This is a genomic window from Bacteroidales bacterium (genome assembly GCA_014860575.1).
Classification (GTDB): domain Bacteria; phylum Bacteroidota; class Bacteroidia; order Bacteroidales; family JAAYJT01; genus JAAYJT01.
Map to the genome: position 1 here is coordinate 82,078 of JACZJK010000005.1, position 24,550 is coordinate 106,627.

Genomic DNA, 24,550 nt, shown 5'->3' on the forward strand with positions numbered 1-24,550 from the left:
GATTATAACCAATAAATTCAATCAACCATGAGAAAGATCACCGTAATAGGCGCAGGAAATGTTGGAGCTACCTGCGCCAACGTAATAGCCCAAAAAGATTTATGCCGCGAAGTTGTGCTTGTGGATATCAAAGAAGGCATGGCCGAAGGCAAAGCGCTGGACATCTGGCAGACTTCGTCCATCAACCACTTCAACACCCGTGTTACAGGAGTTACCAATAATTATCTCAAAACCAAAGGTTCCGGGATTGTGGTGATCACTTCCGGCCTTCCACGGAAACCGGGTATGAGCCGCGATGATCTGATCAAAACCAATGCAGCTATTGTTACCGAAGCCGTTGAACGGGTTATAAGATATTCACCGGAAGCAATCATTATTGTTGTTACCAATCCCCTCGATGTGATGACGTATGCAGCCTATAAAGCAGCGCGCAAGGACAGCAGGAAAGTTTTCGGGATGGCAGGCATTTTGGACACTGGAAGGTATAAAGCTTTTATTGCCGATGCGCTCAATGTATCTCCAAAAGACATTCACTCAATGTTGCTGGGTGGCCACGGTGATGCAATGGTTCCATTGCCACGCTATACAAGTATTTCAGGAATTCCAGTCACCGAATTGCTGAACAAGGAAGAAATTGAAAAAATTGTTGACAGGACCCGCAAAGGAGGTGGTGAGTTGGTGAACCTGATGGGAACCTCTGCCTGGTACGCTCCCGGCGCTGCTGCCGCTCAAATGGTTGAAGCCATCGTGGATGACCAACGTAGTATTTTCCCGGTGTGTGCATTGCTCAAAGGCGAATATGGTATGAAAGATGTTTACATGGGCGTGCCCGTAATTTTGGGTTCTGAGGGAATTGAAGAAATTATTGAACTGAAACTGAACGCCGAAGAAATGAAACTTGTGAAAGAATCGGCCAATGCGGTGAAAGTGACCATGAAGCAGCTTGACGATATGAATCTGATCGCTGATTAAATTCAACGCTATTTAATGAAACCCCATGCACGAGGCTGCTTCGATATGGAAGCGGCCTTTTGTTTTTTAGTTGCGAATCCAGACACGATTGCGTGGTGATTATCTATGTGTTTCTTTTGGTTTGTTTTATTCTCTATTCAATGATGTTCGGAGCGGCATTGCAAATGCCGCTCAGCTAGGTCATAATCACAATCATGTTTTTGATATAAAATATTCTCAATAAACCTTGATTGGGATAGAAAATTCCTTTTTTGTGTAATCACCTCCTTGAACTTTAACTTTAATGTCCTTTTCAGAAGACAAAGCTTTTTCTCCAATAACCACCCTCAATTCAAATTCCCATTTTTCGTCTGACGGTAAAGCAGGCATCATCAACCGAACTGTATTACCTGGTAACAATCGCAGATCAAATTGCTCATTCTTCTGAACACCCTTTCCATGTCCACCTTCAATAAATTGGATATTGCAAAAATCAGGGAATTGAATATGTACTCTTATATCCCTGATAATTCGATTGATTTTATTCTCAATAATAAAATGTACGATTTCATTAAAGTTAGGTGAAAATCGAATACCCCCATCTTGTTGAACCACAGACTCGTTATATGAGTTTCCCTTTGAATTGTTTTCCTTTGGGAACTTGAAATAAATTGGATCCCTGTACTGATCGAAATCAAGCTTACCTATTTGTTTGTCAATTGATTTGGCATCGCATTTATTAAAAGTCACATAGTCTGTTACTTGTTCATAAAACCAATCAAGTTGAGATGATTCTTCTTTAAGAATAAAAATTGGAAGTTTGTTGGTCCAGGCCATGCCCGTTTCAAAAGCAATTATTGGTTTGCTATTACTTTCAACATTTGTTGTCCAAACAACAAGGAACATATTAGAATCTTCCAGTTCGTTCCGGAGTTTGTCAATCAAATGTCTGCCAATAGAACTCCTTTCAGCTAAATAAGGGGATAGACCTTTCTGTTTTAAAAGGTGTTCAATCCTGTTAACGATTTCTTTATCAGCAGTAGCGTGAGAAACAAAGATTTTGGGTTGCCTAACTTTTAACATATCAATACAGGTTTTGAATAATACAAATCTCCTCCCTCGTTGAGCGGTATGTGCAGTGCCGCTCGCAACACCGGATAATTTGTAATTTTCCAACAATCACTTCTCTGCCATGGTTATTATGCTGTTTTCTCGGCGTTGGCATGGGTTCACAAATTATGATAGTCAGCGTTTGTCACAAAAAGCAAGATCTTTTTATCCTGATCTGCAGCATCGGATCAACATTGAAATAATTCTTTAAAGCTGCAAGGATTGGGAATGCTTCAATTAAGCCAGCAGAATCATCTGGTTTACTGAGAAAACAGCTGTATCCCGAAAACTTCTTACATTAGCATCTATTTTTCAGATGCATAAACACCATGGATGCTTCCATCATCATTGTACTTATCATACTCACTGCCACAGTGGTTTTGCTTATCACCGAGCTTGTGCGTATTGATATGGTGGCAATTTTGTGCATGCTGGCCCTTGGCTGGGCTGGCATCCTCGAACCGCATGAAATGCTTTCAGGTTTTTCGAGTAACGCAGTCATTGTAGTTATGGCCGTGATGATCATTGGGCATGGCATTGCACGAACCGGTTTGATGGATAGGTTTTCAATTGCAATAATCAGGGTGGCTGGCCCAAAAAACAGAACGATCACTGCTTTTATGTCGCTGATCGTTGGCCTTGTTTCGGGTTTTATTCAGAACATCGGTGCCGCTGCAATCTTTTTGCCCGGTATGATTGACGTTTCGCGGCGAACCAATATTCCTGCATCATCCCTGATCATGCCTGCGGGCTTCGCCGTGATCCTTGGCGGAACGCTGACTATGGTCGGTTCAGGTCATCTGATACTTGTAAACGACCTGCTTTTGAATGCCGGCCTGCAACCCTACGGATTATTCAGCGTAACTCCTTTGGGCGTCCTGTTGCTTGCATCGGGAATTGCATTCTTTTACTTTTTCGGCAACTATGTGCTGCCCCGGAAAACTTCAACCGGCAAGGTCCCTTCGGCACAGGAAAAACTCATTGAAGCGCTGCAGTTACCCAGCAATATCTGGTATTATTCTATAAGCGGTTTGAGCCCTTTGATTGATCAAACCACCGAACAATCAGGAATCTGGAAGCGATTCAATGTAAACATCATTGGTACTTCTGGCGAAGGCGATGTGATTTATGCACCCTGGCGTGAAACCAGGTTCAAGGCCGGACAACAACTCGCATTATTGGGTCTGGAAGACAATATCAAAAAACTGGCTGCCGAATTTGAATTGCTTGCCGAACCGCCTTTAAGCCGCTTTTCGCGGCTGCGAAACCCTGATGAGTCGGGTTTTGCCGAAGTGATTGTTCCGCCCCGTTCCGAAGCCATTGGGCAAACCATCCGGAAGTTCGCAATGCGAAGGCGATTTGCCGTTGAACCACTCAGGCTCTTCAGCAAAGGCGAAGAGATGCGCGGTGATTTTTCCGACCACCAAATTTCTATTGGCGATACCATTATTGTGTATGGTTTGTGGGATAATATTCAGGAAATGGATAAGAGCATTGATTTTGTGGTAGCTACGCCATTTAAATCAGAACGCAAAATTCATTCAAAAACCTGGACTGCAGGCTTCGGTTTGGTGCTTGCCATAGCGCTTGCACTTACAGGATTTCCGATTGCTATGGCGTTTTTTACTGGAGCAATTTCTATGATCCTGTTGGGCGTGTTAAACATGCAGCAGGCTTATCAGGCGATTGAATGGAAAATAGTGTTTCTGCTTGCAGGCTTGATCCCGCTTGGTGTAGCCATGCAGAAAACCGGAGCTTCAATGTTCCTGGCCGAAGTAATTATGGAGCTGGTTTCAGGAAGTCATCCCCTGGTTCTGATTCTTACAATCGGAGTAATTTCAACTATTTTTTCACTTCTGATTTCTAATTTCGGGGCTATTGTAGTATTGGCGCCGATGGTGATTGGCATGGCAGAAATTGCCGGACTTGATCCCCGCCCACTGGTGTTGATGGCAGCAGTATGTGTTTCAAATTCTTTCATTTTACCGACCCAGCAGGTCAACGCACTGCTGATGACCCCGGGTGGTTACAGAAATATTGACTTCATAAAAGGAGGCATGGGTTTGACAATTCTGTTTCTAGTGATCACAGTAAGTTTCTTCTATTTTATCCTCATTTGAAGCAAGACCCAAGTCTCAAATTCCAAGCCCCAAGCCCCAAATTCCAAGCTCCAAGCTCCAAGCCCCAAGCTCTTGACTCTTGTCTCTTGTCTCTTCTACAAGGGCCACACCCACATGATCAACGGTACACTGATTGCAACAATGATGATTTCCAGCGGTAGGCCCATGCGCCAGTAGTCAGAGAATTTATAGCCTCCGGGGCCCATTACCAGAGTATTTGATTGATGCCCGATAGGTGTCAGAAATGCGCATGAACTGCCAACGGCAACGGCCATCAGGAACGGATCAACTGAAAAACCAAGTCCTTTGGCTACACCAATGGCAACAGGAGCCATCAAAACAACAGTGGCTGCATTGTTGATAATATCGGAAAGCGTAATGGTTACAACAAGCACAATGGCAAGTAATGCCCAGGGAGGAATATTGTTTTTTAAATCTAAAACAAGATGGGCAATGCGTTCAGCGCCTCCACTGGTTTCCAGTGCGGTTCCAATCGGGATCATAGCTCCGAGAAGTATAATTACCGGCCAGTCAATACTTTCATACAGCTCTTTCAAAGGCAGTATCCGGGTTAGGATCATCGCCATGGCGGCTATTGTAAAAGCTAGCTGAACAGGAAACAGGCCTGCAACCACGAGTGCTATGGCTGCGGCAAAGATTCCGAGGGCAAGTGGTATTTTTGTTTTGTAGCCCAGCCGTAGTCCGCGTCGTGCAAGCGGAAGGCAACCTATTGAGGTGATGGTGTCATAAAGCATGTGTTCCCGTCCCTGCAGCAGTAAAACATCACCGGTCTGGAATATTACATGATCGAGCCGGCGGTGGATTTTTTGCTCACGCCTTGCCACAGCCAGCAGGTTGATCCCATAACGGCTTCGCATACGTAGTGAAGCGGCGGTATTTCCAAACAACGAAGAATCTGACATCACAACGGCTTCGGTAATGGCAATTTTATTTGAACCTTCTGCATCTTTTCTGAACTTTTTGCCTCCAACAAGGGTCGCACCGCTGTCTTCAATAAAAGATTTTAAACCATCGGCGTCTGTTTCAATGATAATAATGTCTTTCAGCTTGAATTTTTCTTCAGGATCAGGAGCATGGATTCGTTTTTTATTGCGAACCAAACCCAGAATCTGCACATCGGCTTTTGTGATTGTTGCCAGCTCCGAGATGCTTTTGCCTTTGATCTTTGATTCCTTGTTCACTTCAACTTCGGTGATATAATCATCAATATCAAAGAGATCTTTTTCTGTTTTCGCGGCTGCCCGTAAGGGTATCAATCGCCAGCCTATCAGGGAAATGAAAGCGATGCCAGTAATGACTAATACGATACCGACCGGAGAAAAAGCAAACATACCAAAAGGCTCTCCCACCTCATCGCCCCGAAATGAGGCTATGATAATATTGGGTGGAGTTCCGATCAATGTGGTCATTCCGCCCAGCAGTGAAGCAAATGCAATAGGCATCAAAATATAAGATGGCGGGTAGCCGCTTTTTCTGGCCATCTGTATGGCTACAGGCATTACGATGGCCAATTCGCCAACGTTGTTCATAAAGGCAGATGCAACTGCCACAAGCAACGAAAGAGAAACAATCTGCAACAATACATTATTACCAAGCTTCATGACCCTGTTACCTAGCAAATCCACTGCACCCGAGTATTCAAGCGCTTTCCCGATCACAAGTACGGCTGCAACAGTAATTACCGCCGGATGCCCGAAACCATTGAAAGCATTTTCAGGATTAATAATACCGGCAACAGTAAGAAGGCTTAACGCGATCATGGCAACCAGATCGTGGCGAATACGGCCCCAGACAAAAAGTACCAACACCAGGGCAAGGGTTCCGAAAACAATATGGTGATCCATAACAATAACGCTAAGTTTAGCGCGCTTCAACAAATCCGATACCGGCTTAGGTTAAGATAACCAGCGCTTTTATTTCATTACATTCGAGCCACACAACAATTTACATTTCTATCAGGTTCTTTTATTGTTTTGCGAACCTTCACAAATCCTGATTAAACCTGAAGCATCAACAATATGCTTTAAAACGATAAAGGAAGCAGGTTTGTTTAGACCGGGATGTTGGATAGCCAGTGGACTAGTGACTTGAGATTAGTAAAGATTATTGAATTGCAGATTTGGGGATGTTTGGAGCACTACTGTATCTCCGGCACCGCTCAGCCGGAGTAGCACAACTTTTAGTTTATTGCAAATTCAATAATATAACGGGCGATTCCGATACCGCCCGGCCGGCATTGAAAACAAATAAATGTTTCTCTTTAGCGAAACATTTATATCTTTGCACATCATTTAGCGAGTATGGGTAAGCGTTTTGAAATAATATTTTTAGAGGAGGCCTTTGTGTTTTTGCAAGGCTTGGATCGGAAACAATACGAAAAAATACTTTTCAACATTCGCAGGGTGCAGGTGGAGAACGACCCGGAGCTATTCAAAAAGCTGACTGATGAAATATGGGAGTTCCGAACCATTTATCATGGTTTGCAATATCGCCTTCTTGCTTTTTGGGACAAAACCTCAGCTAAGGAAACAATGGTAATCTCTACACACGGATTTGTTAAAAAAAAGAGCAAAGTTTCAGGTCATGAAATCCAAAAAGCAGCTCAAATGCGCAAGCAATATTTTTCTGACAAATTAAAAAACCTTTGAAGATGAAAACATACACCTTAGACGAAGTACAGGACAAGCTCATCGGAAAAACCGGAACACCCGAACGAGACTTGTTTGAGTATGAACTTCAGCTGGACCTGATCGGAAAAGCCATCAGACAGGTACGCCGGGAACGTAACCTGACCCAGGAAGAACTGGGCAAACTCATTGGCGTTCAAAAAGCCCAGATTTCACGTCTTGAGAATAATGCAAGCAATGTTACTTTAGACACCTTGCTGAGAGTATTCACAGCGCTGAAGGCAAAAGTAAAACTTCACGTAGAACTTTCCGATCTGAATTTTAGCGTGGGAGGATAATTTAATGACGCCAAAACATAAACTGGAAAACAAGATAATGTGCTGTTGATTGATCCTTTATTTGATAAGCTGTTGGCATTTGTGCTTCAAATGTAGAAAATATTATTGAATTGCAAATTCAATGGTGTTCGGAGCGGCATTGCAAATGCCGCTCCGCCGGGGGGAGGCAAATTTAATGACGCCAAAAACATAAACTGGAAAACAAGGTAATGCGGCGTTGATTGATCCTTTATTTGATAAGCTTTTGGCATTTGTGCCTCAAATGTAGAAAATACTATTAAATTGGAAGTTCAATGATGTTCGGAGTGGGTACGAATCAGCCAGATAAAGGAAGTTGCTTTATTGATAAGAATGAACTTTAATCTCTCTCATTTTTCCTCCAGTAATCATTAGGCAGTTTTCCAATTTCATAGTCTTTAGATGTAAATATGTTGCCGGGCTTTCCAAATCTCCATAATTCATTCCTATCTTCAAAAATAATCCATCTGATTAAATCATAGTTTTCTGGAAACCCCGAACAATAATGACCTGGATAAAATGCCGTTGTTCGATTCAAAAAATCCCCGTTAGTTAGGCCATCCTTTGCATAAGAAACCTGAATGTTTAAGGTATCAAGGATCTTTAGTGAAAAGAATAATTGATCATTGTTATCGTAAAGGAATATAATACTGTCAACAATCTCATACTTTCCATTAACTTCGAAGAAATTGCAATCAGGATCATGATAACTATGTGTCTTTTTTAAAAGCATAGCAATAAAATTTGTAAAATGCCAATAATTATCCTCACAAATACTTAATTGCATAAAATATTCTTTTTGTATTATGTATTCACCCCATAAACTTTCTTGTTGGGTTGATTGAGGATAAGAACTATCATTGAATAAAATTAAAGCTAATATAGTGAACAATAATTTCATAATCTCATTTTTTAAAATGGTGGAACTCCGCTGAGCGGCATTTGCAATGCCGCTCAGAACACCGGATAATTTATAATTATCCAACACCACTTCTTCCACTTTTATTATCATATTGCACTGCCAATGTTGGCATTGCTACGCAAAGCTAGAATATAATTTTGAATTGCAAATTCAAGGATGTCTAATTCGATACCTGAGATACAGCACAAATTCTGCCCAGGCCTTGAAACACATGCTTAGCTTCGAACCTTGCTGTCCAAATCTCAGATTCACCGGGAATTCATACTTTTGCAGAAAGCTTTTCAGGATATGAAGAAAGTGGTAGTGCTTAGTGGAGCCGGTATCAGCGCCGAAAGCGGCATAAGTACATTCCGCGATGCCGGGGGATTATGGGAAAACCATCGCATCGAGGATGTTGCCACTTTTGAAGCCTGGGAAAGAAACCAGGAACTGGTTTTACAGTTTTATAACCTTCGGCGGAAGCAATTGCATGAGGTTGAACCCAATGCAGGCCACCGGGCACTTGTGAAACTGGAAGAAAAATTTGATGTGCAGATCATCACCCAGAATGTGGATGACCTGCACGAACGCGCCGGATCAAAAAATGTGCTTCACCTCCACGGCGAATTGAAGAAGGTTCGCAGCACTGCCGATCCCAGCCTAGTGTATGAACTGGATGGATGGGAACTCAAGAAAGGCGATGTTTGTGAAAAAGGTTCGCAGTTGAGGCCGCATATCGTGTGGTTTGGAGAAGCAGTTCACATGATTGTTTCTGCAGCGGAACTTTCAGGCCGTGCCGATATTTTTATCGTTGTCGGGACCTCACTGCTTGTTTATCCCGCTGCCGGGCTCATTGATTATGTGCCGCCAAAGGTTCCCAAATATATTGTTGATCCGAACGCAAAGGATATGAAGTACATTGCGAACCTGCATGTGATTGCCGAAAAAGCGGGGACAGGCCTCGTGCAACTTGTTGAAGAACTCATGTCAACCAAAGACTAATACAAAATGAAAAACTCAACTTCCCTCATTCTGTTAATCCTGGCATTATTCAGCCTGGCTTTTATTGCCTGCGAGGATAAGGAAGACAAACAGGCAGAAATCGACCGGAAAAAAATTCTGGATTACATTGCTGAAAATGAACTTGATGCAGAGGAAACTGCTTCCGGTTTATTTTATGTGATCGAGAACCCCGGAACCGGTGAACACCCTACGCAATATTCTACTGTCACCGTACGCTATACAGGGTATTATCTTGATGGGGTCGTATTTGACACCAATGAAGGCGGTCAGGCTTCACCTTTTAACCTTCAGGGTGTGATTCATGGCTGGAAGGAAGGAATCCCGCTGTTCCGGACAGGAGGCATAGGAAAACTACTTGTACCTTCGCGACTGGCCTATGGGGCAAATTCAGCTTACCGGGGTATTCCAAATAACTCAGTTTTGATTTTTGATATCCGGCTGGTTGAATTTTATTAAGCTGTTGCCCGGTATGGAAGAACAAGGTTTTATAAACAGTCATGATTACAAGCTGATAAAATCCAGAGCAGAAAGGTATTGCGATGTGCAGGATCGCAGTATTTTTGAAACAGTGATGAAGTTAAAATCATGGGGTTGTGAACCAGAATGGATAAATACGATTATAAAAGAACTTACCAACAGCGGTCATATTGATGAACAACGGTTTGCCAATAATTTTGCCAGGGGTAAGTTCAGGATTAAAAGCTGGGGGAAGCTAAAGATTACAGCGGCCTTGTATCAGTTAAGAATAGCTTCGGCAATTATCAATAATGCTTTGAACCAGATTGATGAAGGCGATTATCGCATAACACTGACGGAAATTATCGAGAAAAAGCTGAAAATTACCAGGGGGGAAGCAAACATCAGAATTAACAAAACTGCCGCTTACGCACTTGGCAAAGGGTTCGAATCAACATTGGTTTTTGAAGTTCTTAAAACAATAAACTTGAAATAATGGTAACAAACGAAATGGTAAAAGACCTCAAAAAAAGGCTGGAAGCCTTAAGGAGGTTCCTTTGAAGTGGACAAGAGAAAACAGCTTATAGCTGAAGAAGAAGCGCTTACGCAAGCTCCGGCTTTCTGGAACGATACCAAGAAAGCAGAAGTGGTACTGAAATCCATAAAGGAGAAAAACGATTGGGTAAAGGCATATGAAAAAGCCATGACCGCCCTCGATGACCTGAACGTACTCTGGGATTTTTATCAACTTGATGAGGCCACCGAGGAAGAAGTGGGTGTGCAATACAAGCTTACCCTAAAGCTTATCGAAGACCTTGAGTTTAAAAATATGCTTAGCGGCGAAGAAAACAAATTCGGCGCTATTATACAGGTTACTTCTGGTGCCGGTGGAACCGAAAGTCAGGATTGGGCCGAAATGCTGATGCGCATGTATTTGCGCTGGGGCGAGAGAAGTGGGTATAAAACGATCATCATTGATGAGCAGCAAGGAGATGTTGCCGGAGTAAAGCAGGTTTCAATTGAATTTGAGGGCGATTATGCGTTTGGTTACCTCAAGGGTGAAAATGGCGTTCACCGTTTGGTGAGGCTTTCGCCATTTGATTCAAACAACAAAAGGCATACCTCCTTTGCATCGGTGTATGCTTACCCGGTAGTTGATGATGATATTGTGATAGAAATTAATCCCGCAGATATTTCATGGGATACTTTCCGCTCAAGCGGACCTGGCGGACAAAACGTGAATAAGCTTGAAACTGCTGTGCGTTTGCGCCATGCCCCTTCGGGCATCGTAATTGAATGCCAGGAAACCCGGTCGCAGGGACAAAACAGGGAAAAAGCCATCAAAATGCTGAAATCGCAATTGTATGAAATTGAACTGAGAAAACAGCAGGAAGAACAGGACAAGATTGAAAGTTCCAAAAAACTCATTGAATGGGGTTCGCAGATAAGAAATTATGTAATGCATCCTTACAAGCTTGTAAAAGACCTGCGAACCGGCTACGAAACTTCAAACGTTCAGGCTGTGATGGATGGCGAAATTGACGATTTTATAAAAAGATATCTGATGGAATTCGGGCGTTCCTAAACACTTATTCCAGGTTCTGCTTCTTCGGTTTGCTCATATTTTTGTGGGAACCATTCTTTTACCCGTGGCCAGATTTCCGGAACCACCGATGATAAAGGTTCGTAAAGGTATGATCCGGTGCGCATTTGTTGTGTGATAAGTTTGTTGTTTGTATCAAAGTTGTTCACTACAAACAGCAGGATGCCAAGAAAAAGCACCGACTTCACTAAACCTAATAATAATCCGCCAACACGGTTTAAAATACCCAGCGCTGCCCAATCAACAACTGAATCGAACAGTCTGCCAATCAATTGTATGACCACAACCACCACGATAAAAGTGATGATAAAGGAAACAATATTTACATGCTGACCATCCCAGCTTAATTCGATAACGAGCCAGTTGGCTACCCAGCCGGAAAAATGAATTGAAAAGTAGATGCCGGCAAACAAAGCCACCAGCGAAGTTATACTTAGTATCAATCCTTTGGAGAAGCCCCGCCAGGCAAACCAAACTATTGGAATGATGAGAATAATGTCAAGGGTTCCCATAATGATGGAGTTATGGTTTGTAGCTTTTTGCCAGTTCTGAGGCAAAAACAAAATCGTTGAGTTCCTTTATATCGCTTTTTAAGATTTCTGCTTTGCTGCCTTCCCACCAGAGATTGCCCTCATGGATGAAGAAAATTTTATCACCCATTTCCATTACCGAGTTCATATCATGCGTGTTAACTACTGTGGTGGTTTCAAATTCCTGTGTGATTTCCCTGATGAGGTTATCAATTAAATTGGAGGTGGCAGGATCCAATCCGGAATTAGGCTCATCGCAAAATAAATACTTTGGATTCATTGAAATGGCGCGGGCAATGGCCACACGTTTTTTCATCCCGCCACTCAGCTCAGCAGGAAGCAGATTATTGGCATTTTCAAGGTTTACTCTCTGGAGGCAAAAATTTGCACGCTCACGTTTTTCGGCAAGGGAAAGTTTTGTGAACATCGAAAGTGGAAACATCACATTTTCCTCAACAGTCATCGAATCGAAAAGAGCTGAACCCTGGAAGAGCATGCCGATCTCGCGCCTTATCTCTTTAATTTTATCGCGCGATAGTTCCGAAAAAGGCCGGCCATCATACTCAACGGTACCGGTATCAGGTTTTACAAGCCCTACAAGGCATTTCATCAGGACCGTTTTTCCCGAACCACTTGCTCCGATGATGAGATTGGTTTTGCCCTGCTCAAATTTAATCGAGATGTCCTTCAATACCTGATGGTCGCCAAAGCTTTTTGATATGTTGCTGGCTTCTATCATGTTAACAATAATTGAGTGAGTATCAGGTTGAATACAATGATCATGATGCTACTGTAAACTACGGCATTGGTACTTGAGGTTCCCACTTCAAGAGCACCGCCTTTGGTGTAATATCCGAAATAGCTGGAAATTGATGAAATCAGAAAGGCGAAAACGGCAGTTTTGATGAGGGCGTAGAAGATATTGAATGGGATGAAAAAAGATTGAATACCATAAATATATACTTCAGATGACACCAATCCTGTAGTTACCCCGGCAAGCCAGCCGCCAAATACGCCCAGAAACATGCTGATAATTATCAAAATCGGGTTAATAAAAACGGTGGCTACAATTTTTGGAAAAATCAGGAAAGCTGCCGGGTTTATGCCCATGATTTCAAGTGCATCAATTTGTTCGGTAATGCGCATGGTACCAATTTCGGAAGCAATGCGCGAACCCACCTTTCCGGCCAGGATAAGGCTGATGATGGTTGGCGAGAATTCAAGCACTATTGATTCGCGAACCGATAATCCTATGGTATAAAGTGGAATTAATGGATGTTCGATGTTGAATGCCATCTGAATGCACAACACTGCCCCCATAAAAACCGAAATTATTACCACGATACCAAGAGAATCAAGCCCCAGCCTATCCATTTCAAAGATGATCCTTCGCAGATAGATTCGCTCGTTTTCGGGTCTCTTAAAAACCTGTTTTAGTAAAAGAAGGTATCTTCCTATTTCGTCAAGCAGCCGCATTTTATAATGTTTTGGCTAAATTAAGCATATTCTAAAAAGTAAGACCTATTCAGAAACGCTATGATCGTATATTTTAGTTTATGGTTCATAATTTGGAACCCGCACCAGAATTATTCTACCGCAAAGGCGCAAGGCTTAGATTCTAAACCCTCTAAACCCACTAAACTCTCTAAACCTACAAAACCCACTAAACTTCTAAACCTTCATCGCATCTTAGCGAGAAATCTTATGAAAACAAGTCAAAACTTAAAAAGACAAACAGAGGGTCGAATGCATTGAAATATCCCGGATGGTAAATCGTTTAATATTCTGCTTGAGCTTCAGAAATGACTTAAGAACAAGAGTAATGTTTATTTTTGCCTGATTTTAACAAAACCCTGCATAATGAGAACCCGCAAAACATTGTACCTGACAGGATTCCTGATATTAGCATTGATGGTAAGTTCCTGCGCTTCATCGCGAAAAGGACGTAAGAGCCACAAAAGATATAACCGTGAAAGGTGCGATTGTTCGCGCTTTAGTGAAATGGTGAGTAACAACAAGGTAGCTACTGTTGATTGGTTTGCATATCATGGCGGACAAAAACTTACTCAATAAATTTTTACCTGAACCTTGTATTGACAAGGTTTATCATTGGCTAAAGCTTCATCAGGCAGTGTTGCGGATAACGGCGGCCCGCATGAGCAAACTGGGTGATTACCGCCCCCCGCACCGAGGCATGCCGCACCGCATTTCGGTAAATCATAATCTGAACCATCACGAGTTTCTTTCCACCCTGCTGCATGAAATGGCGCATTTGCTTTGCTGTGAGAAATATGGCCGGCGGGTAAAGCCTCATGGCAAGGAATGGAAACAGGCTTACAAGGAACTTCTTCCCGACATTTGCGGGCCTGGCATATTCCCCGAAGATATTGAGCAAGCCTTTGCTGTCTTTTTTCATCCCCGCACTTCTTACCGGCGTGGCAATGAAGTGTTAAAGCTGGCTTTCAGGAAGTACGACCCTGGTTCGGATCTAAAAGCAATTGAAGAAATTCCCGAAGGCGACAGTTTCATTTACCACCACCGCACCTTCAGGAAAATACAACGGGTTCGCACAAGATACAAGTGCATTTGCTTAAACAACAACCGTTTGTATTCTTTCAGCCCGCTGGCGCAAGTAATGCCGCAAGAAACTTCCTGATTTAATTGGTTTCATTATATTTGACAAAAATTCAATTTAATATCAACTCATCTTGATGATCATGAACCATAACAACTTCTGTGTAATCATGGCGGGTGGTGTTGGCGCCCGTTTCTGGCCAATGAGCAAGACAGCACGTCCCAAACAATTTATTGATATTCTTGGAACCGGCGAAACCCTGATACAAACTACCTTCAACCGGTTCAGAAAAATCTGCCCTTCGGAAAATATCTATATCGTAACGAGTGAAGAATATCGCGATCTGGTTAAACAACAATTGCCACAAGTTACTGATGAACAGGTATTGGGCGAACCCATGCGCCGCAACACTGCACCATGCATTGCTTACGCCAACTTTAAAATCTTTAATAAGAACCCCGAGGCCAATATCGTGGTTGCACCCTCGGATCACATTATATTGAAAGAAGATAAATTCACAGAAGCAATACTTGCGGGATTGGATGCTACAGCCAATAACGATTGGCTGCTTACCCTCGGCATACAACCCACCCGGCCCGATACTGGATATGGCTACATTCAGTTTGACGATAACAGCACGTATGACAGTCGCATCTCAAAAGTCAAAACATTTACCGAGAAACCTCAACTCGACCTGGCCATTTCGTTTTTGAAAAGCGGTGATTTTCTCTGGAATTCAGGAATATTTATCTGGAGCCTGAAAGGTATCATGAAAGCTTTTGATAAATACCTCCCTGAAGTGAGTGATATTTTTAAAGAAGGCAATGGCAAGTACGACACACCCGAAGAAAATGACTTTATCTCAAGAGCTTACGCACTTGTAAAAAACATTTCAATTGACTATGGCGTGATGGAAAAAGCTGGAAATGTGTTTGTTCTTTCAGCCGATCTGGGCTGGTCTGATCTCGGCACCTGGGGTTCATTATATGAGAACCGCCCGAAAGATAAAAACGGCAATGCCATAGTTGGTAGTCACGTTATGGCTTACGATATCAAAAACTGCATTGTGAATATGCCTAAAGATAAACTTGTTGTACTTCAGGGACTTGAAGATTATATTGTTGTTGAAGACGACCATGTACTTTTGGTTTGCCGTAAACAGGACGAGCAGGAGATCCGCCGCTTTGTGAACGATGTAAAGGTTGAAAAAGGGGAGGGGTTTGTGTAGGAAAGGCTAAGGTTGAGGCTGAGGCGAAGGCTGAGGCGAAGGCAGCTTCCGTAACCAGCAACCAGCAACCAGTAACCAGCTAAAGTTCCATCTCTCCAACTTCCCCATCAACAATGAGCGTGCCTTCGGTAGCGTTGCGGATTTCGTCAATGCTGACACCGGGAGCGCGTTCCAACAATCGGAAACCATTAGAAGTTACTTCCAGCACCGCAAGGTTGCTTACTATCTTTTTCACGCACGCCACACCAGTTAAAGGCAACGTACATTCTTTCAACAGTTTTGATTGACCCGAAGGTGATGTATGTTGCATGGCTACGATGATATTTTTAGCTGAAGCAACAAGATCCATCGCACCGCCCATACCTTTCACCATTTTGCCGGGGATTTTCCAACTGGCAATGTCACCTTTTTCTGAAACCTCAAAAGCTCCTAGCACTGTAAGATCCACATGACCGCCACGGATCATGGCAAAGCTGGTAGCCGAATCAAAAAATGAAGCGCCTTGTACTACGGTAACGGTTTGTTTTCCGGCATTGATGAGGTCGGCATCTACTTCTGCTTCCGTTGGGAATTGCCCCATACCCAGGATTCCGTTTTCTGATTGCAGCGTCACCTGCATTCCATCTGGAATATAATTGGCCACCAATGTAGGAATACCGATGCCAAGGTTCACATAGTAACCATCTTTTAGTTCTTGTGCTATGCGTTGTGCAATTTGTTCTTTTGTCAATGACATATTGTTATTTTTTTGCGTAATCCAACTGACTCGTCCCTCGCTCCATCTCCTTGTCTCCCCTTCTCCCAATCTTCTTAACGAACCGTCCTTCGTTCAATCCTCTTCTCATACCCCACTCCCTGAAAAATTCTTTGTACGAAAATCCCGGGAGTATGAACGAAGTTCGGATCCAGCGTTCCAGCAGGAACCAGTTCCTCTACCTCGGCAATAGTGATCTTACCCGCCATGGCCATGGGCTGATTGAAATTATTGGCAGTTGCTTTGTAAACCAGGTTGCCCATTGTATCACCTTTCCATGCTTTTACGATCGCAAAATCAGCAACAAGCGCCTGTTCGAGTACGTGGGGTTTACCGTTAAATTCGCGTACTTCCTTGCCTTCGGCCACTTCGGTGCCATAGCCTGCCGGAACGAAAAATGCCGGAATACCTGCTCCACCGGCACGGCAACGTTCGGCCAGCGTGCCTTGCGGTATAAGCTCTACTTCAAGTTCACCGCTGAGTAATTGGCGCTCAAACTCTTCATTTTCACCCACGTAAGAGGCAATCATTTTTTTGATTTGCTTTTTTTGCAGCAACAATCCCAGCCCGAAATCATCCACGCCGGCATTGTTTGATATACATGTAAGGTCTTTAACTCCGGCTTCAACCAATGCCGTTATGCAATTTTCAGGGATGCCGCACAAGCCAAAGCCTCCAAGCATCAGGGTCATCCCATCCTGAATGCCGGCAATGGCTTCCTGGGCGTTTTTAACTACTTTATTCATTTGTTAGCTTTGTGTAATGCAATAATAACATTTTTATGGGAATTAGGTTCTCAGAATCCATTGGCAAATCAAATCTTTAGCCTGGAAATACACTTTTAAAACCAGAAATAGTTAAATTTGAATACACAAGTACACAAATTAACGTAAATTTGTTGACCAAACTATACAAAATGAGTGAAATTGAGTTGCAAATGGCTGGTTTATTGAGTCGACGATGTTGGTGTAGAAACTAAGAATTGATATTTCCTTTTGGCATAGGCGGCCTGAATACAGAATTGGCAATCTGGACCGCCTTATCCATTTCCAGATTATTGAGGCCATGCCTCACACCTTTGTGGTCGAAGAATGAAATAAGGTCAGCAGTGTCGAGATTTCCAACCAACTCATAGCCCGACAGCGGACAACCTCCGACACCTGTTAGCACACTGTCAAAATTCCGGCATCCTGATTCCCAGGCAGCTTCAATTTTATCATGCAATTTTTTTCTGCTGGTGTGCAAGTGAAAGCCAAATTCTACCGAAGGAAATTCTTTGAAAATCAGATTAAATAGTTTGGCAATGATTTCGGGGTCAGAAAATCCAACCGTATCAGAGATAGCTATATGTTTCACACCTTGCTGGTTCAAACGGAGAATCCATTCGGCAACAATATCTATGTTCCATTTATCATGATAAGGGTTCCCAAAGGCCATGGAAAGATAAGCACGGAATTTTTTTTCGTTTTTCTCGCAGATTTCGAGCAGGCTTTTAACCGTGTCCAACGATTCTTCCGGTGTACGGTTCAGGTTCATTTTCTGGAAAGTTGTTGAAATAGAAAAAGGAAATCCGAACCAATCAATGATATCGTAAGCTGCTGCGGTTTCTCCCCACCTGGTATTACCGATTATTGCCAGCAATTCTGTATCCGAACCATCAGTTTCAAGCAGTGCAAGTAATTCGCTGATATCACTGAACTGGGGAATAGCCTTTGGGGAAACAAAGCTGCCAAAATCAATAATGTCAAATCCCACTTTCAGCAATGCATTAATGTAGCGAGCCTTATCCTCAGTTGGGATAAAGTATTTCAGACCCTGCATTGCATCGCGTGGGGATTCGGTGATTTTGATGCCTTTTGATTCCTTATGCATTTTGTTTTATTTGTTATTGAGGTTAGCCATCATTAACAGACAAGGGAACAAGGGACTAGGGGCGAAAGGCAAACGGAAATTGAAGATCATCGGGTATTCAATTTTAGTTCTAGTGTTTGAATTGATTTGGTTTCCATTGCAATAATCTGATCCAGTTTATTTACTCTTTTATCAACAATTTCCTGACCCAGAAGTTTTACTGACCTCTCATACCAACCCTTAGATTCTCTGGCAGAACCACTACTAACTTTCATAAAATACATATACTCTTTGTGTGTGCCACGGCCATAACCTTCTTCAATGTTTGCACTGATCGAACCAATTGATTTAGTCATTTGCCTTGCTATCTCTCTGCCGCGTATGTCTTTGATGAGCATTTCAGAATCTTCCCAGAATTCATTCCAGAGTTCTTTGGCCAATTGATAAAACCTGATTTCATCCAATTTATCCTTCATTTGCCCTCAATTAGTTATACATCGCCGTCATTCTGATTTAACTGTCCCTCGCCCCTCGTCCCACGTCCCTTTATTTTTCAAATCCCAATGTGCCTCGAAATCACCAACCGCTGTATCTCCGAAGTTCCTTCACCGATTTGCAGCAAACGCTGATCGCGGTAATGACGTTCAATCTCATAATCTTTGAGAAGCCCATAGCCACCGTGGATCTGAACGGCTTCGTCAGCAATTTCTTTGGCGATCTCAGAACAATAGAGTTTTGCCATGGCGGATTCCTTGCCGAAGGACATGCCCTGATCTTTCATCCAGCAGGCTTTGTAGAGGAATGTGCGGGCAAGCTCAATCTTCATGGCCATATCTGCAAGTTTGAAGGCAATTACCTGGAATTTTGATATTGGTTGACCGAATTGCTTGCGTTCTTTTGAGTATTGCAGTGCCAATTCGAACGCGCCTTGTGCATGGCCCAATCCCATGGCTGCGATGGAAAGTCTACCGCCATCAAGTGTTTTGAGCATGATTTTGGAACCTTCGCCACGTTTGCCCAGAAGGTTTTCTTCAGGAACGCGGCACTCGTCGAAGAACATCTCGGCGGTATCGGAAGCGCGCCACATCATTTTGCCATGCAGCGGTGATGCAGTATAGCCGGGCGTTCCTTTTTCCATGATGAAGCATGAAAACTCTTTTTTCCCGTTTGTGTTTCCTGTAATCGCTTGCACAGTAACTCCTGCAGTTATTTCAGTTGAACCGTTGGTAATGAAAATCTTTGACCCATTGATGATCCACTCGCCATTTTCAAGCCTGGCGTTAGTTTTACTGGCCCGTGAATCGGAACCGGCTTCGGGCTCGGTGAGGCCAAATGCCCAGAGCTTTTCACCGGTACAAAGCTGAGGAACGTAGCGTTTCTTTTGTTCTTCAGTTCCATAGTATAAAAGTGGACTTATGCCCAGGGAATTGTGAGCGGCAATAGTAGCGGCTTGCGAACCATCAATCCTGGCAAGCTCTTCCACGGCGATGATGTACGATAAGGTGTCCATCCCATGTCCACCATATTCAACAGGTGCTGTGATGCCGAATAAGCCAATCTCGCCCATTTTCCGGGTCAGATCCATGGAGAATTCTGCTTTTTCATCCAGTTCCTTTGCAATGGGACGAATTTCCCTTTCGGCAAAATCCCTCACGGTCCGCCTGATTAATTTGTGTTCTTCGCTTAAATTAAAATCCATCTCTGTGATATTTTAGATTTACGATTGCTGATTTCGGATTTAAATCGGCAATCCGAAATAAGTCTATTCTTTTAAATTTAGTTTAATCAATACAACAGCTCCTCCCACCATGCTTCCTTTTTCAACATTCACGGATTCAACTGTTGCTTTATAAGGGGCTAAGATATTGTTTTCCATTTTCATGGATTCGATGATGAGCAAAATATCACCTTTTTCTACCTCATCGCCGGGTTTCACACGCACATCAATTACTTTTCCGGGCATGGGCGAGGTGAGTTCATCATCATGCCGGCCGGTTCCCTGACCTGATGCTCCTAAAACCAGTTCATCGGTCAGCACATCGGCACGCTTTACCTCAAAGTCAAATCCATGCATGCGAACAATGAGGTGGCGTTTGCTGTCCACCGATATCAAAGCCTGAAGTCTTTCACCGTCAATGCTCAAATCCAGCAGTGGACCATTGATATTATTAACAATGCACTCAAATCTTTGGTTTCCCTTCATGAAAAAATAATGGCCCTTGGCTTTTGACATAACTTTGATCCTGCAAATCACTTCATCGCATTGAATAGGAATTTGCATCAGGTGGCGCCAGTAACCGGTTTGCTGCCATATACTTTTGCTTTGCGCTTGCTTTGCGTTCTCAAGTGAAAAAAGTAAAGCAGCCATCATTACTGTGGCCTCATTCTTTCGCTTTCTCTCCGATTTAATTTCTTCAATAATAGCATTGGTGTGATCCTTACAGAATGCCGTGGAGAACTCATTTTTTCTGTATGCGGGATGTTGCAACACTCCCCTGAGATAATCAACGTTGGAGCGGATGCCATGCACAATAAAATCATTAAGGGCCGCTATGCTCTTATCAATTGCTTTTGTGCGATCCTCTCCCCATACCACCAGCTTGCTGATCATCGGATCAAAAGCGCCTGTTATGGTTGCGCTTTCGGCAATAAAGCTGTCAACACGGATGTTGGCTCCTTTGGGTTCGCGATAGAGATGAATATGCCCGGGCGAAGGCAGGAAATCTTTGGACGGAGCTTCTGCATAAATCCGGCACTCAATGGCGTGGCCTTTTTGTATTACATCTTCCTGTTTGATCCGCAAAGGTTGTCCTGCTGCAATGAGAATCTGCTCTTCAACCAGGTCGTAGCCGGTAACCATTTCAGTAACGGGATGTTCCACCTGGATGCGGGTATTCATTTCAAGGAAATAAAAATTGAGGTTTTTATCCACCAGGAATTCGATAGTGCCGGCGTTGCTGTAGCCAATGGTTTTAGCGAGCTTCACAGCCGCTTCACAAATTTCACTTCGCTTTTCAGGAGTAAGTGTAACTGATGGAGATTCCTCGATGATTTTTTGGTAGCGTCGTTGGATGCTGCATTCGCGTTCGAAAAGATGAATGGCGTTGCCATGCTGGTCACCCAGCACCTGCACCTCAATATGGCGGGGGCTTTCGATGAATTTCTCAATGTAAACCGTAGGATCGCCAAAATAGTTACCTGCTTCACGTTGTGTGGAAATAATTGCTTCTTTGATCTCTGATTTATTATTTACGATCCGCATGCCTTTGCCGCCACCGCCGGCTGCGGCTTTTACAAGGAAGGGAAAGTCTTTCTCGTTAAGATCGGGAAGGTCATGTTCATCTTTCAGGGTGTATCCGGGTGCAACAGGCAATCCGGATTTGATTGCAAAATCCCTTGCCTGCAGTTTATTTCCCATTAGCAGAATTGCCTCCGGGGTCGGACCGATAAAGATGAGACCGGCATCAGCACAAGCCTTTGCAAACAAGTGGTTCTCTGATAAAAAACCATAGCCGGGATGAACGGCATCGCAGCGGCTTAGTTTTGCGATCTCAATCAGCTTGGCAATGTTCAGATAAGTATCGGCCAGCGAACCATCGCCCAATGAAAAAGCTTCACCGGCCTGGCTTACATGGAGCGAATCCTTATCAAGCGCATGATAAACAGCCACTGTGCCAATTCCTATGCGACGGGCGGTGCGGATGATGCGGCAAGCGATTTCGCCGCGGTTGGCAATCAGGATTTTATTCATTTTCATGTTGTAAAGAAATTGGAACGCAGATGACGCAGATTTGACGGATAATCACGGATTTTTATCAGTGCAAAATCAGTTTTATCAGTGTCATCAGTGTTCTATTTTTTTTATACCACATTCCAAACTGGTTTTCGTTTTTCTAAAAAGGCAATCATTCCTTCCTGCGCTTCATCGCTCAGCCTTTGTTTTGCAATCAGTGTAGCGGTGTTTTCTATGGTTTGATCCAAAGTCCAGGTGTTCACCACATCAAAGATAAGTTTCTTGCAGTTCTCAACGGCTTTTGGCCCGGAGGAGAGAAGAAGGTTGAGGGTTTCGTTCAGGTAGTTCTCCAGTTCACTTTCGGGCAGAGAACGGTTAACCAATTTGTGCTTTTCAGCTTCCGGTCCTTTGATGCGCTTTCCGGTCAGCATTAATTCCCGTGCGATGGGTTCGCCCACACGTTTAATCACGTAAGGAGAAATGCAAGCTGGTATTAAACCAATTTTTACTTCGCTTAGCGAGAATGTTGTGTTTTCCTCGCAAATAGCAATATCGCAGGCTGCAAGCAAGCCGTTTGCTCCGCCAATGGCTGATCCGTGAACAACGGCAATTACTGGTTTTGGGAAAGTGTAAATGTTGTATAAGAGCCGGCAGAGGTTCAGGCTGTCCTGGTAATTTTCATCATAACTGTAGTCTTTAACAGCTTTCATCCAGTTGAGATCGGCACCTGCACAGAATGATTTTCCTTTGCCACGGATCACAACAACACGCAATGCATCATCTTTTTCAAGTTCTTTGAGTACAGCCGCAAGCTCACTGATGGTTAAATCGTTGAAGGCATTATGCACCTCGGGGCGGTTTAGCCAGATGGTGGCGATGTTGTTGGCGGATTCGAGGAGAAGGGTTTGGTAAAACATTGGTATTTACGATTTACAAATGACGATTTTGGATTTAAGAGTGGAATAATAGAACAATAGAACATTTGAATTACGAATTACATGCGGAAAACACCATAATTGGTTTCTTCAAATTTGCGGTTTAGCGACATGGAAATGCCCATGGCAAGGATTTTACGTGTGTCAACGGGATCAATGATGCCGTCGTCCCACAAACGCGCTGTGCTGAAATAAGCCGAGCCTTCGTGTTCGTATTTGTCTAATATATTCTGTTTCAATTTGGTTTCTTCATCAAGTGGGAACTCTTTTCCTTTAGACTGTAATTGATCTTTTTTGACCGAAATTAAAACTTGTGCTGCCTGCTCACCACCCATTACGGAGATCTTTGAGTTCGGATACATGAAAAGCAAGCGGGGTTCGTAGGCACGCCCTGCCATGGCGTAGTTTCCAGCGCCAAACGAACCGCCGAAAACTATCGTGAATTTGGGCACGTTCGCATTCGCAACTGCATTAACCATCTTGGCGCCGTCCCTGGCGATTCCCCTGTGTTCGTATTCTTTCCCGACAATAAATCCTGTGATGTTCTGCAGAAAGATTAAAGGGATATTGCGCGTGGCACAAAGCTCCACAAAGTGCGCACCCTTCAGCGCCGATTCAGAAAAAAGGACACCATTATTTGCAATGATCCCCACCGGGAAACCCATGATATTGGCGAACCCGGTAACAAGAGTTGTTGCATAGCGGGCTTTGAACTCATGGAAGCGGCTGCCATCCACCACACGGGAGATCAGCTCCCTGGAATCAACTGCTTTTCGCAGATCTACAGGAAGGATTCCATAAAGTTCTTTGGGGTCGTAGTAAGGGTCTTCCGGAGTGGCAATATCTAAAATCTGCCGCTGCGGAACTTTCAGGGTTGAAAAAATATTGCGGCAGATACGTAAGGCATGGTGATCGTTCACAGCATAGTGATCGGCAACGCCTGAAATGGAAGTGTGCACATCAGCGCCACCCAGTTCTTCGGCGCTGACTTCCTCTCCTGTGGCGGCTTTTACCAGCGGAGGCCCGCCAATAAAAATAGTTCCCTGTTTGCCCACGATGATGGTTTCGTCGCACATTGCCGGAACATAGGCGCCTCCAGCTGTACAGCTTCCCATTACGATAGCGATCTGCGGAATGCCTGCCGCACTCATCCTGGCCTGGTTATAGAAAAAACGGCCAAAGTGGTCACGATCAGGAAAAACTTCGGATTGCTGGGGAAGGAATACGCCACCGGAATCCACCAGGTAAACCGTGGGCAAATGGTTTTGCATGGCTATCTCCTGAGTGCGAATATGCTTGCGGATGGTTTCTTTAACATAAGTGCCGCCTTTCACGGTGGCATCGTTGGCTATAATCACCGTTTCACGGCCTTGTATGACCCCAATGCCGGTGACGATGCCCGCCGAAGGAAACTCATTTTCGTACATGCCATAAGCCGCCAGCGGCGACAATTCCAGGAAAGGTGTTCCGGGGTCAACAAGCAGGTCAATGCGTTCGCGGGCAAGCAATTTGCCACGTTCGCGGTGAAGTTTCACAGCTTTCTCAGGCGCGCCGTTGGTAACATCTTCGAGGGTCTGACGGTAATCGTTCAGCACCTGAAGGTAAGCCTTACGGTTCTCAGCAAAAGTAGCAGAGGTGGGGCTTATGTTGGATTCTATTCGGTACAAGGCTAATGATGTTAAAAGTTGTTGATTACGATGCAAGTTAATGTAAAGAAACAAGATCATTAAAATATTTGTTCAGCTTGCTATATGATGTTCCTGTCCTAGTGAAGTC

The 24,550-nt window shown here is 43.7% G+C and carries 25 protein-coding genes; 11 read left to right on the forward strand and 14 right to left on the reverse strand.

Translation table 11 applies throughout. From position 1 onward, the window contains the following. The first annotated feature begins 27 nt into the window (after positions 1-27). Positions 28-972 carry a malate dehydrogenase gene (gene mdh / locus IH597_00750; protein ID MBE0660968.1) on the forward strand — a complete coding sequence of 315 codons (945 nt, stop codon included), beginning with the start codon at positions 28-30 and terminating at the stop codon, positions 970-972. A 216-nt stretch (positions 973-1,188) separates the two neighbouring features. Here mdh and IH597_00755 read toward each other — a convergent pair whose 3' ends face one another. After that, positions 1,189-2,034 carry a toll/interleukin-1 receptor domain-containing protein gene (locus IH597_00755; protein MBE0660969.1) on the reverse strand — a complete coding sequence of 282 codons (846 nt, stop codon included), beginning with the start codon at positions 2,032-2,034 and terminating at the stop codon, positions 1,189-1,191. A gap of 356 nt (positions 2,035-2,390) precedes the next feature. Between IH597_00755 and IH597_00760 the strand changes: the two genes are divergently transcribed. Continuing rightward, positions 2,391-4,181, forward strand: a complete 1,791-nt coding sequence (locus IH597_00760; GenBank protein ID MBE0660970.1) for an SLC13 family permease — start codon at positions 2,391-2,393, stop codon at positions 4,179-4,181. A gap of 95 nt (positions 4,182-4,276) precedes the next feature. Here the strand turns inward: IH597_00760 and IH597_00765 are convergent, their stop codons facing one another. Then, entirely contained in the window at positions 4,277-6,046 is a 1,770-nt protein-coding gene (locus tag IH597_00765) for an SLC13 family permease (protein MBE0660971.1), read from the reverse strand. 456 nt (positions 6,047-6,502) lie between these two features. Here IH597_00765 and IH597_00770 point away from each other — a divergent pair, with 456 nt between their 5' ends. Beyond that, complete coding sequence (locus IH597_00770; GenBank protein MBE0660972.1) at positions 6,503-6,850, forward strand: type II toxin-antitoxin system RelE/ParE family toxin; 348 nt, start codon at positions 6,503-6,505, stop codon at positions 6,848-6,850. A gap of 2 nt (positions 6,851-6,852) precedes the next feature. After that, entirely contained in the window at positions 6,853-7,167 is a 315-nt protein-coding gene (locus tag IH597_00775) for a helix-turn-helix transcriptional regulator (protein ID MBE0660973.1), read from the forward strand. Positions 7,168-7,525: 358 nt separating this feature from the next. Here the strand turns inward: IH597_00775 and IH597_00780 are convergent, their stop codons facing one another. Further along, complete coding sequence (locus IH597_00780; GenBank protein ID MBE0660974.1) at positions 7,526-8,197, reverse strand: hypothetical protein; 672 nt, start codon at positions 8,195-8,197, stop codon at positions 7,526-7,528. 198 nt (positions 8,198-8,395) lie between these two features. On the opposite strand from IH597_00780, the gene IH597_00785 reads away from it, so the two are divergent. From IH597_00785 to prfB, 4 genes are all read left to right on the forward strand, one after another. Further along, positions 8,396-9,088: an NAD-dependent deacylase gene (locus IH597_00785; GenBank protein MBE0660975.1), complete on the forward strand. Its 693-nt coding sequence runs from the start codon at positions 8,396-8,398 to the stop codon at positions 9,086-9,088. Positions 9,089-9,094: 6 nt separating this feature from the next. Beyond that, positions 9,095-9,565, forward strand: a complete 471-nt coding sequence (locus IH597_00790; GenBank protein ID MBE0660976.1) for an FKBP-type peptidyl-prolyl cis-trans isomerase — start codon at positions 9,095-9,097, stop codon at positions 9,563-9,565. A gap of 13 nt (positions 9,566-9,578) precedes the next feature. Continuing rightward, entirely contained in the window at positions 9,579-10,061 is a 483-nt protein-coding gene (locus tag IH597_00795) for a RecX family transcriptional regulator (protein ID MBE0660977.1), read from the forward strand. Further along, a protein-coding gene (prfB, locus tag IH597_00800) for a peptide chain release factor 2 (protein ID MBE0660978.1) occupies positions 10,061-11,150 on the forward strand; the annotation gives its coding sequence in 2 pieces (ribosomal slippage) (positions 10,061-10,123 and positions 10,125-11,150; 1,089 coding nt in all). The genes IH597_00795 and prfB overlap by 1 nt, the downstream gene beginning before the upstream one ends. Here the strand turns inward: prfB and IH597_00805 are convergent. Genes IH597_00805 through IH597_00815 form a run of 3 tightly spaced genes read right to left on the reverse strand, consistent with a single transcriptional unit; the run spans position 11,147 to position 13,174 of the window. Continuing rightward, positions 11,147-11,680, reverse strand: a complete 534-nt coding sequence (locus IH597_00805; GenBank protein ID MBE0660979.1) for a CvpA family protein — start codon at positions 11,678-11,680, stop codon at positions 11,147-11,149. The genes prfB and IH597_00805 overlap by 4 nt on opposite strands. A 10-nt stretch (positions 11,681-11,690) precedes the next feature. Next, positions 11,691-12,437: an ABC transporter ATP-binding protein gene (locus tag IH597_00810; GenBank protein MBE0660980.1), complete on the reverse strand. Its 747-nt coding sequence runs from the start codon at positions 12,435-12,437 to the stop codon at positions 11,691-11,693. Then, on the reverse strand, positions 12,434-13,174 hold the full coding sequence (locus IH597_00815) for an ABC transporter permease (GenBank protein MBE0660981.1): 741 nt from the start codon (positions 13,172-13,174) through the stop codon (positions 12,434-12,436). Before IH597_00815 ends, IH597_00810 begins: the two co-directional genes overlap by 4 nt. Before the next feature lie 384 nt (positions 13,175-13,558). Between IH597_00815 and IH597_00820 the strand changes: the two genes are divergently transcribed. The 3 genes from IH597_00820 (at position 13,559) to IH597_00830 (ending at position 15,501) form a co-directional block, all read left to right on the forward strand. Then, positions 13,559-13,771, forward strand: coding sequence for a hypothetical protein (locus tag IH597_00820; GenBank protein MBE0660982.1), 213 nt, complete (start codon positions 13,559-13,561; stop codon positions 13,769-13,771). Continuing rightward, a complete protein-coding gene (locus IH597_00825; protein ID MBE0660983.1) occupies positions 13,746-14,354 on the forward strand; it encodes a SprT-like domain-containing protein in 609 nt (202 codons plus the stop codon). The genes IH597_00820 and IH597_00825 overlap by 26 nt, the downstream gene beginning before the upstream one ends. Before the next feature lie 61 nt (positions 14,355-14,415). After that, positions 14,416-15,501, forward strand: a complete 1,086-nt coding sequence (locus IH597_00830) for a mannose-1-phosphate guanylyltransferase (GenBank protein ID MBE0660984.1) — start codon at positions 14,416-14,418, stop codon at positions 15,499-15,501. A gap of 79 nt (positions 15,502-15,580) precedes the next feature. Here the strand turns inward: IH597_00830 and IH597_00835 are convergent, their stop codons facing one another. From IH597_00835 to IH597_00870, 8 genes are all read right to left on the reverse strand, one after another. Continuing rightward, positions 15,581-16,237: a CoA transferase subunit B gene (locus tag IH597_00835; protein ID MBE0660985.1), complete on the reverse strand. Its 657-nt coding sequence runs from the start codon at positions 16,235-16,237 to the stop codon at positions 15,581-15,583. Positions 16,238-16,311: 74 nt separating this feature from the next. Beyond that, positions 16,312-17,001, reverse strand: a complete 690-nt coding sequence (locus IH597_00840; protein MBE0660986.1) for a CoA transferase subunit A — start codon at positions 16,999-17,001, stop codon at positions 16,312-16,314. 229 nt (positions 17,002-17,230) lie between these two features. Then, positions 17,231-18,127 (reverse strand): hydroxymethylglutaryl-CoA lyase, encoded by an 897-nt coding sequence (locus IH597_00845; protein ID MBE0660987.1) that lies wholly within the window; start codon positions 18,125-18,127, stop codon positions 17,231-17,233. Between the two features lie 86 nt (positions 18,128-18,213). Then, entirely contained in the window at positions 18,214-18,582 is a 369-nt protein-coding gene (locus IH597_00850) for a four helix bundle protein (GenBank protein ID MBE0660988.1), read from the reverse strand. 77 nt (positions 18,583-18,659) lie between these two features. Then, positions 18,660-19,805, reverse strand: coding sequence for an acyl-CoA dehydrogenase family protein (locus IH597_00855; GenBank protein ID MBE0660989.1), 1,146 nt, complete (start codon positions 19,803-19,805; stop codon positions 18,660-18,662). A gap of 63 nt (positions 19,806-19,868) precedes the next feature. Next, positions 19,869-21,857: a biotin/lipoyl-binding protein gene (locus IH597_00860; protein ID MBE0660990.1), complete on the reverse strand. Its 1,989-nt coding sequence runs from the start codon at positions 21,855-21,857 to the stop codon at positions 19,869-19,871. A gap of 110 nt (positions 21,858-21,967) precedes the next feature. Beyond that, the gene (locus IH597_00865) at positions 21,968-22,756 is read right to left on the reverse strand and encodes an enoyl-CoA hydratase/isomerase family protein (GenBank protein MBE0660991.1); all 789 of its coding nucleotides are present in this window, start codon (positions 22,754-22,756) and stop codon (positions 21,968-21,970) included. A gap of 77 nt (positions 22,757-22,833) precedes the next feature. Next, a complete protein-coding gene (locus tag IH597_00870; GenBank protein MBE0660992.1) occupies positions 22,834-24,501 on the reverse strand; it encodes a methylcrotonoyl-CoA carboxylase in 1,668 nt (555 codons plus the stop codon). Positions 24,502-24,550: the final 49 nt, after the last annotated feature.

Excerpts from the sequence above, each read along its gene's own strand:
- IH597_00780 (MBE0660974.1), bottom strand. The coding sequence starts at position 8,197 with ATGATAATAAAAGTGGAAGAAGTGGTGTTGGATAATTATAAATTATCC.
- IH597_00795 (MBE0660977.1), top strand. The coding sequence starts at position 9,579 with ATGGAAGAACAAGGTTTTATAAACAGTCATGATTACAAGCTGATAAAA.
- IH597_00775 (MBE0660973.1), top strand. The coding sequence starts at position 6,853 with ATGAAAACATACACCTTAGACGAAGTACAGGACAAGCTCATCGGAAAA.
- IH597_00815 (MBE0660981.1), bottom strand. The coding sequence starts at position 13,174 with ATGCGGCTGCTTGACGAAATAGGAAGATACCTTCTTTTACTAAAACAG.
- IH597_00825 (MBE0660983.1), top strand. The coding sequence starts at position 13,746 with ATGGCGGACAAAAACTTACTCAATAAATTTTTACCTGAACCTTGTATT.
- IH597_00855 (MBE0660989.1), bottom strand. The coding sequence starts at position 19,805 with ATGGATTTTAATTTAAGCGAAGAACACAAATTAATCAGGCGGACCGTG.
- IH597_00850 (MBE0660988.1), bottom strand. The coding sequence starts at position 18,582 with ATGAAGGATAAATTGGATGAAATCAGGTTTTATCAATTGGCCAAAGAA.
- IH597_00765 (MBE0660971.1), bottom strand. The coding sequence starts at position 6,046 with ATGGATCACCATATTGTTTTCGGAACCCTTGCCCTGGTGTTGGTACTT.
- IH597_00760 (MBE0660970.1), top strand. The coding sequence starts at position 2,391 with ATGGATGCTTCCATCATCATTGTACTTATCATACTCACTGCCACAGTG.
- IH597_00870 (MBE0660992.1), bottom strand. The coding sequence starts at position 24,501 with ATGATCTTGTTTCTTTACATTAACTTGCATCGTAATCAACAACTTTTA.
- IH597_00860 (MBE0660990.1), bottom strand. The coding sequence starts at position 21,857 with ATGAATAAAATCCTGATTGCCAACCGCGGCGAAATCGCTTGCCGCATC.
- IH597_00820 (MBE0660982.1), top strand. The coding sequence starts at position 13,559 with ATGAGAACCCGCAAAACATTGTACCTGACAGGATTCCTGATATTAGCA.
- IH597_00835 (MBE0660985.1), bottom strand. The coding sequence starts at position 16,237 with ATGTCATTGACAAAAGAACAAATTGCACAACGCATAGCACAAGAACTA.
- IH597_00770 (MBE0660972.1), top strand. The coding sequence starts at position 6,503 with ATGGGTAAGCGTTTTGAAATAATATTTTTAGAGGAGGCCTTTGTGTTT.
- IH597_00810 (MBE0660980.1), bottom strand. The coding sequence starts at position 12,437 with ATGATAGAAGCCAGCAACATATCAAAAAGCTTTGGCGACCATCAGGTA.
- IH597_00840 (MBE0660986.1), bottom strand. The coding sequence starts at position 17,001 with ATGAATAAAGTAGTTAAAAACGCCCAGGAAGCCATTGCCGGCATTCAG.
- IH597_00845 (MBE0660987.1), bottom strand. The coding sequence starts at position 18,127 with ATGCATAAGGAATCAAAAGGCATCAAAATCACCGAATCCCCACGCGAT.
- IH597_00790 (MBE0660976.1), top strand. The coding sequence starts at position 9,095 with ATGAAAAACTCAACTTCCCTCATTCTGTTAATCCTGGCATTATTCAGC.
- mdh (MBE0660968.1), top strand. The coding sequence starts at position 28 with ATGAGAAAGATCACCGTAATAGGCGCAGGAAATGTTGGAGCTACCTGC.
- IH597_00865 (MBE0660991.1), bottom strand. The coding sequence starts at position 22,756 with ATGTTTTACCAAACCCTTCTCCTCGAATCCGCCAACAACATCGCCACC.
- IH597_00830 (MBE0660984.1), top strand. The coding sequence starts at position 14,416 with ATGAACCATAACAACTTCTGTGTAATCATGGCGGGTGGTGTTGGCGCC.
- IH597_00805 (MBE0660979.1), bottom strand. The coding sequence starts at position 11,680 with ATGGGAACCCTTGACATTATTCTCATCATTCCAATAGTTTGGTTTGCC.
- IH597_00785 (MBE0660975.1), top strand. The coding sequence starts at position 8,396 with ATGAAGAAAGTGGTAGTGCTTAGTGGAGCCGGTATCAGCGCCGAAAGC.
- IH597_00755 (MBE0660969.1), bottom strand. The coding sequence starts at position 2,034 with ATGTTAAAAGTTAGGCAACCCAAAATCTTTGTTTCTCACGCTACTGCT.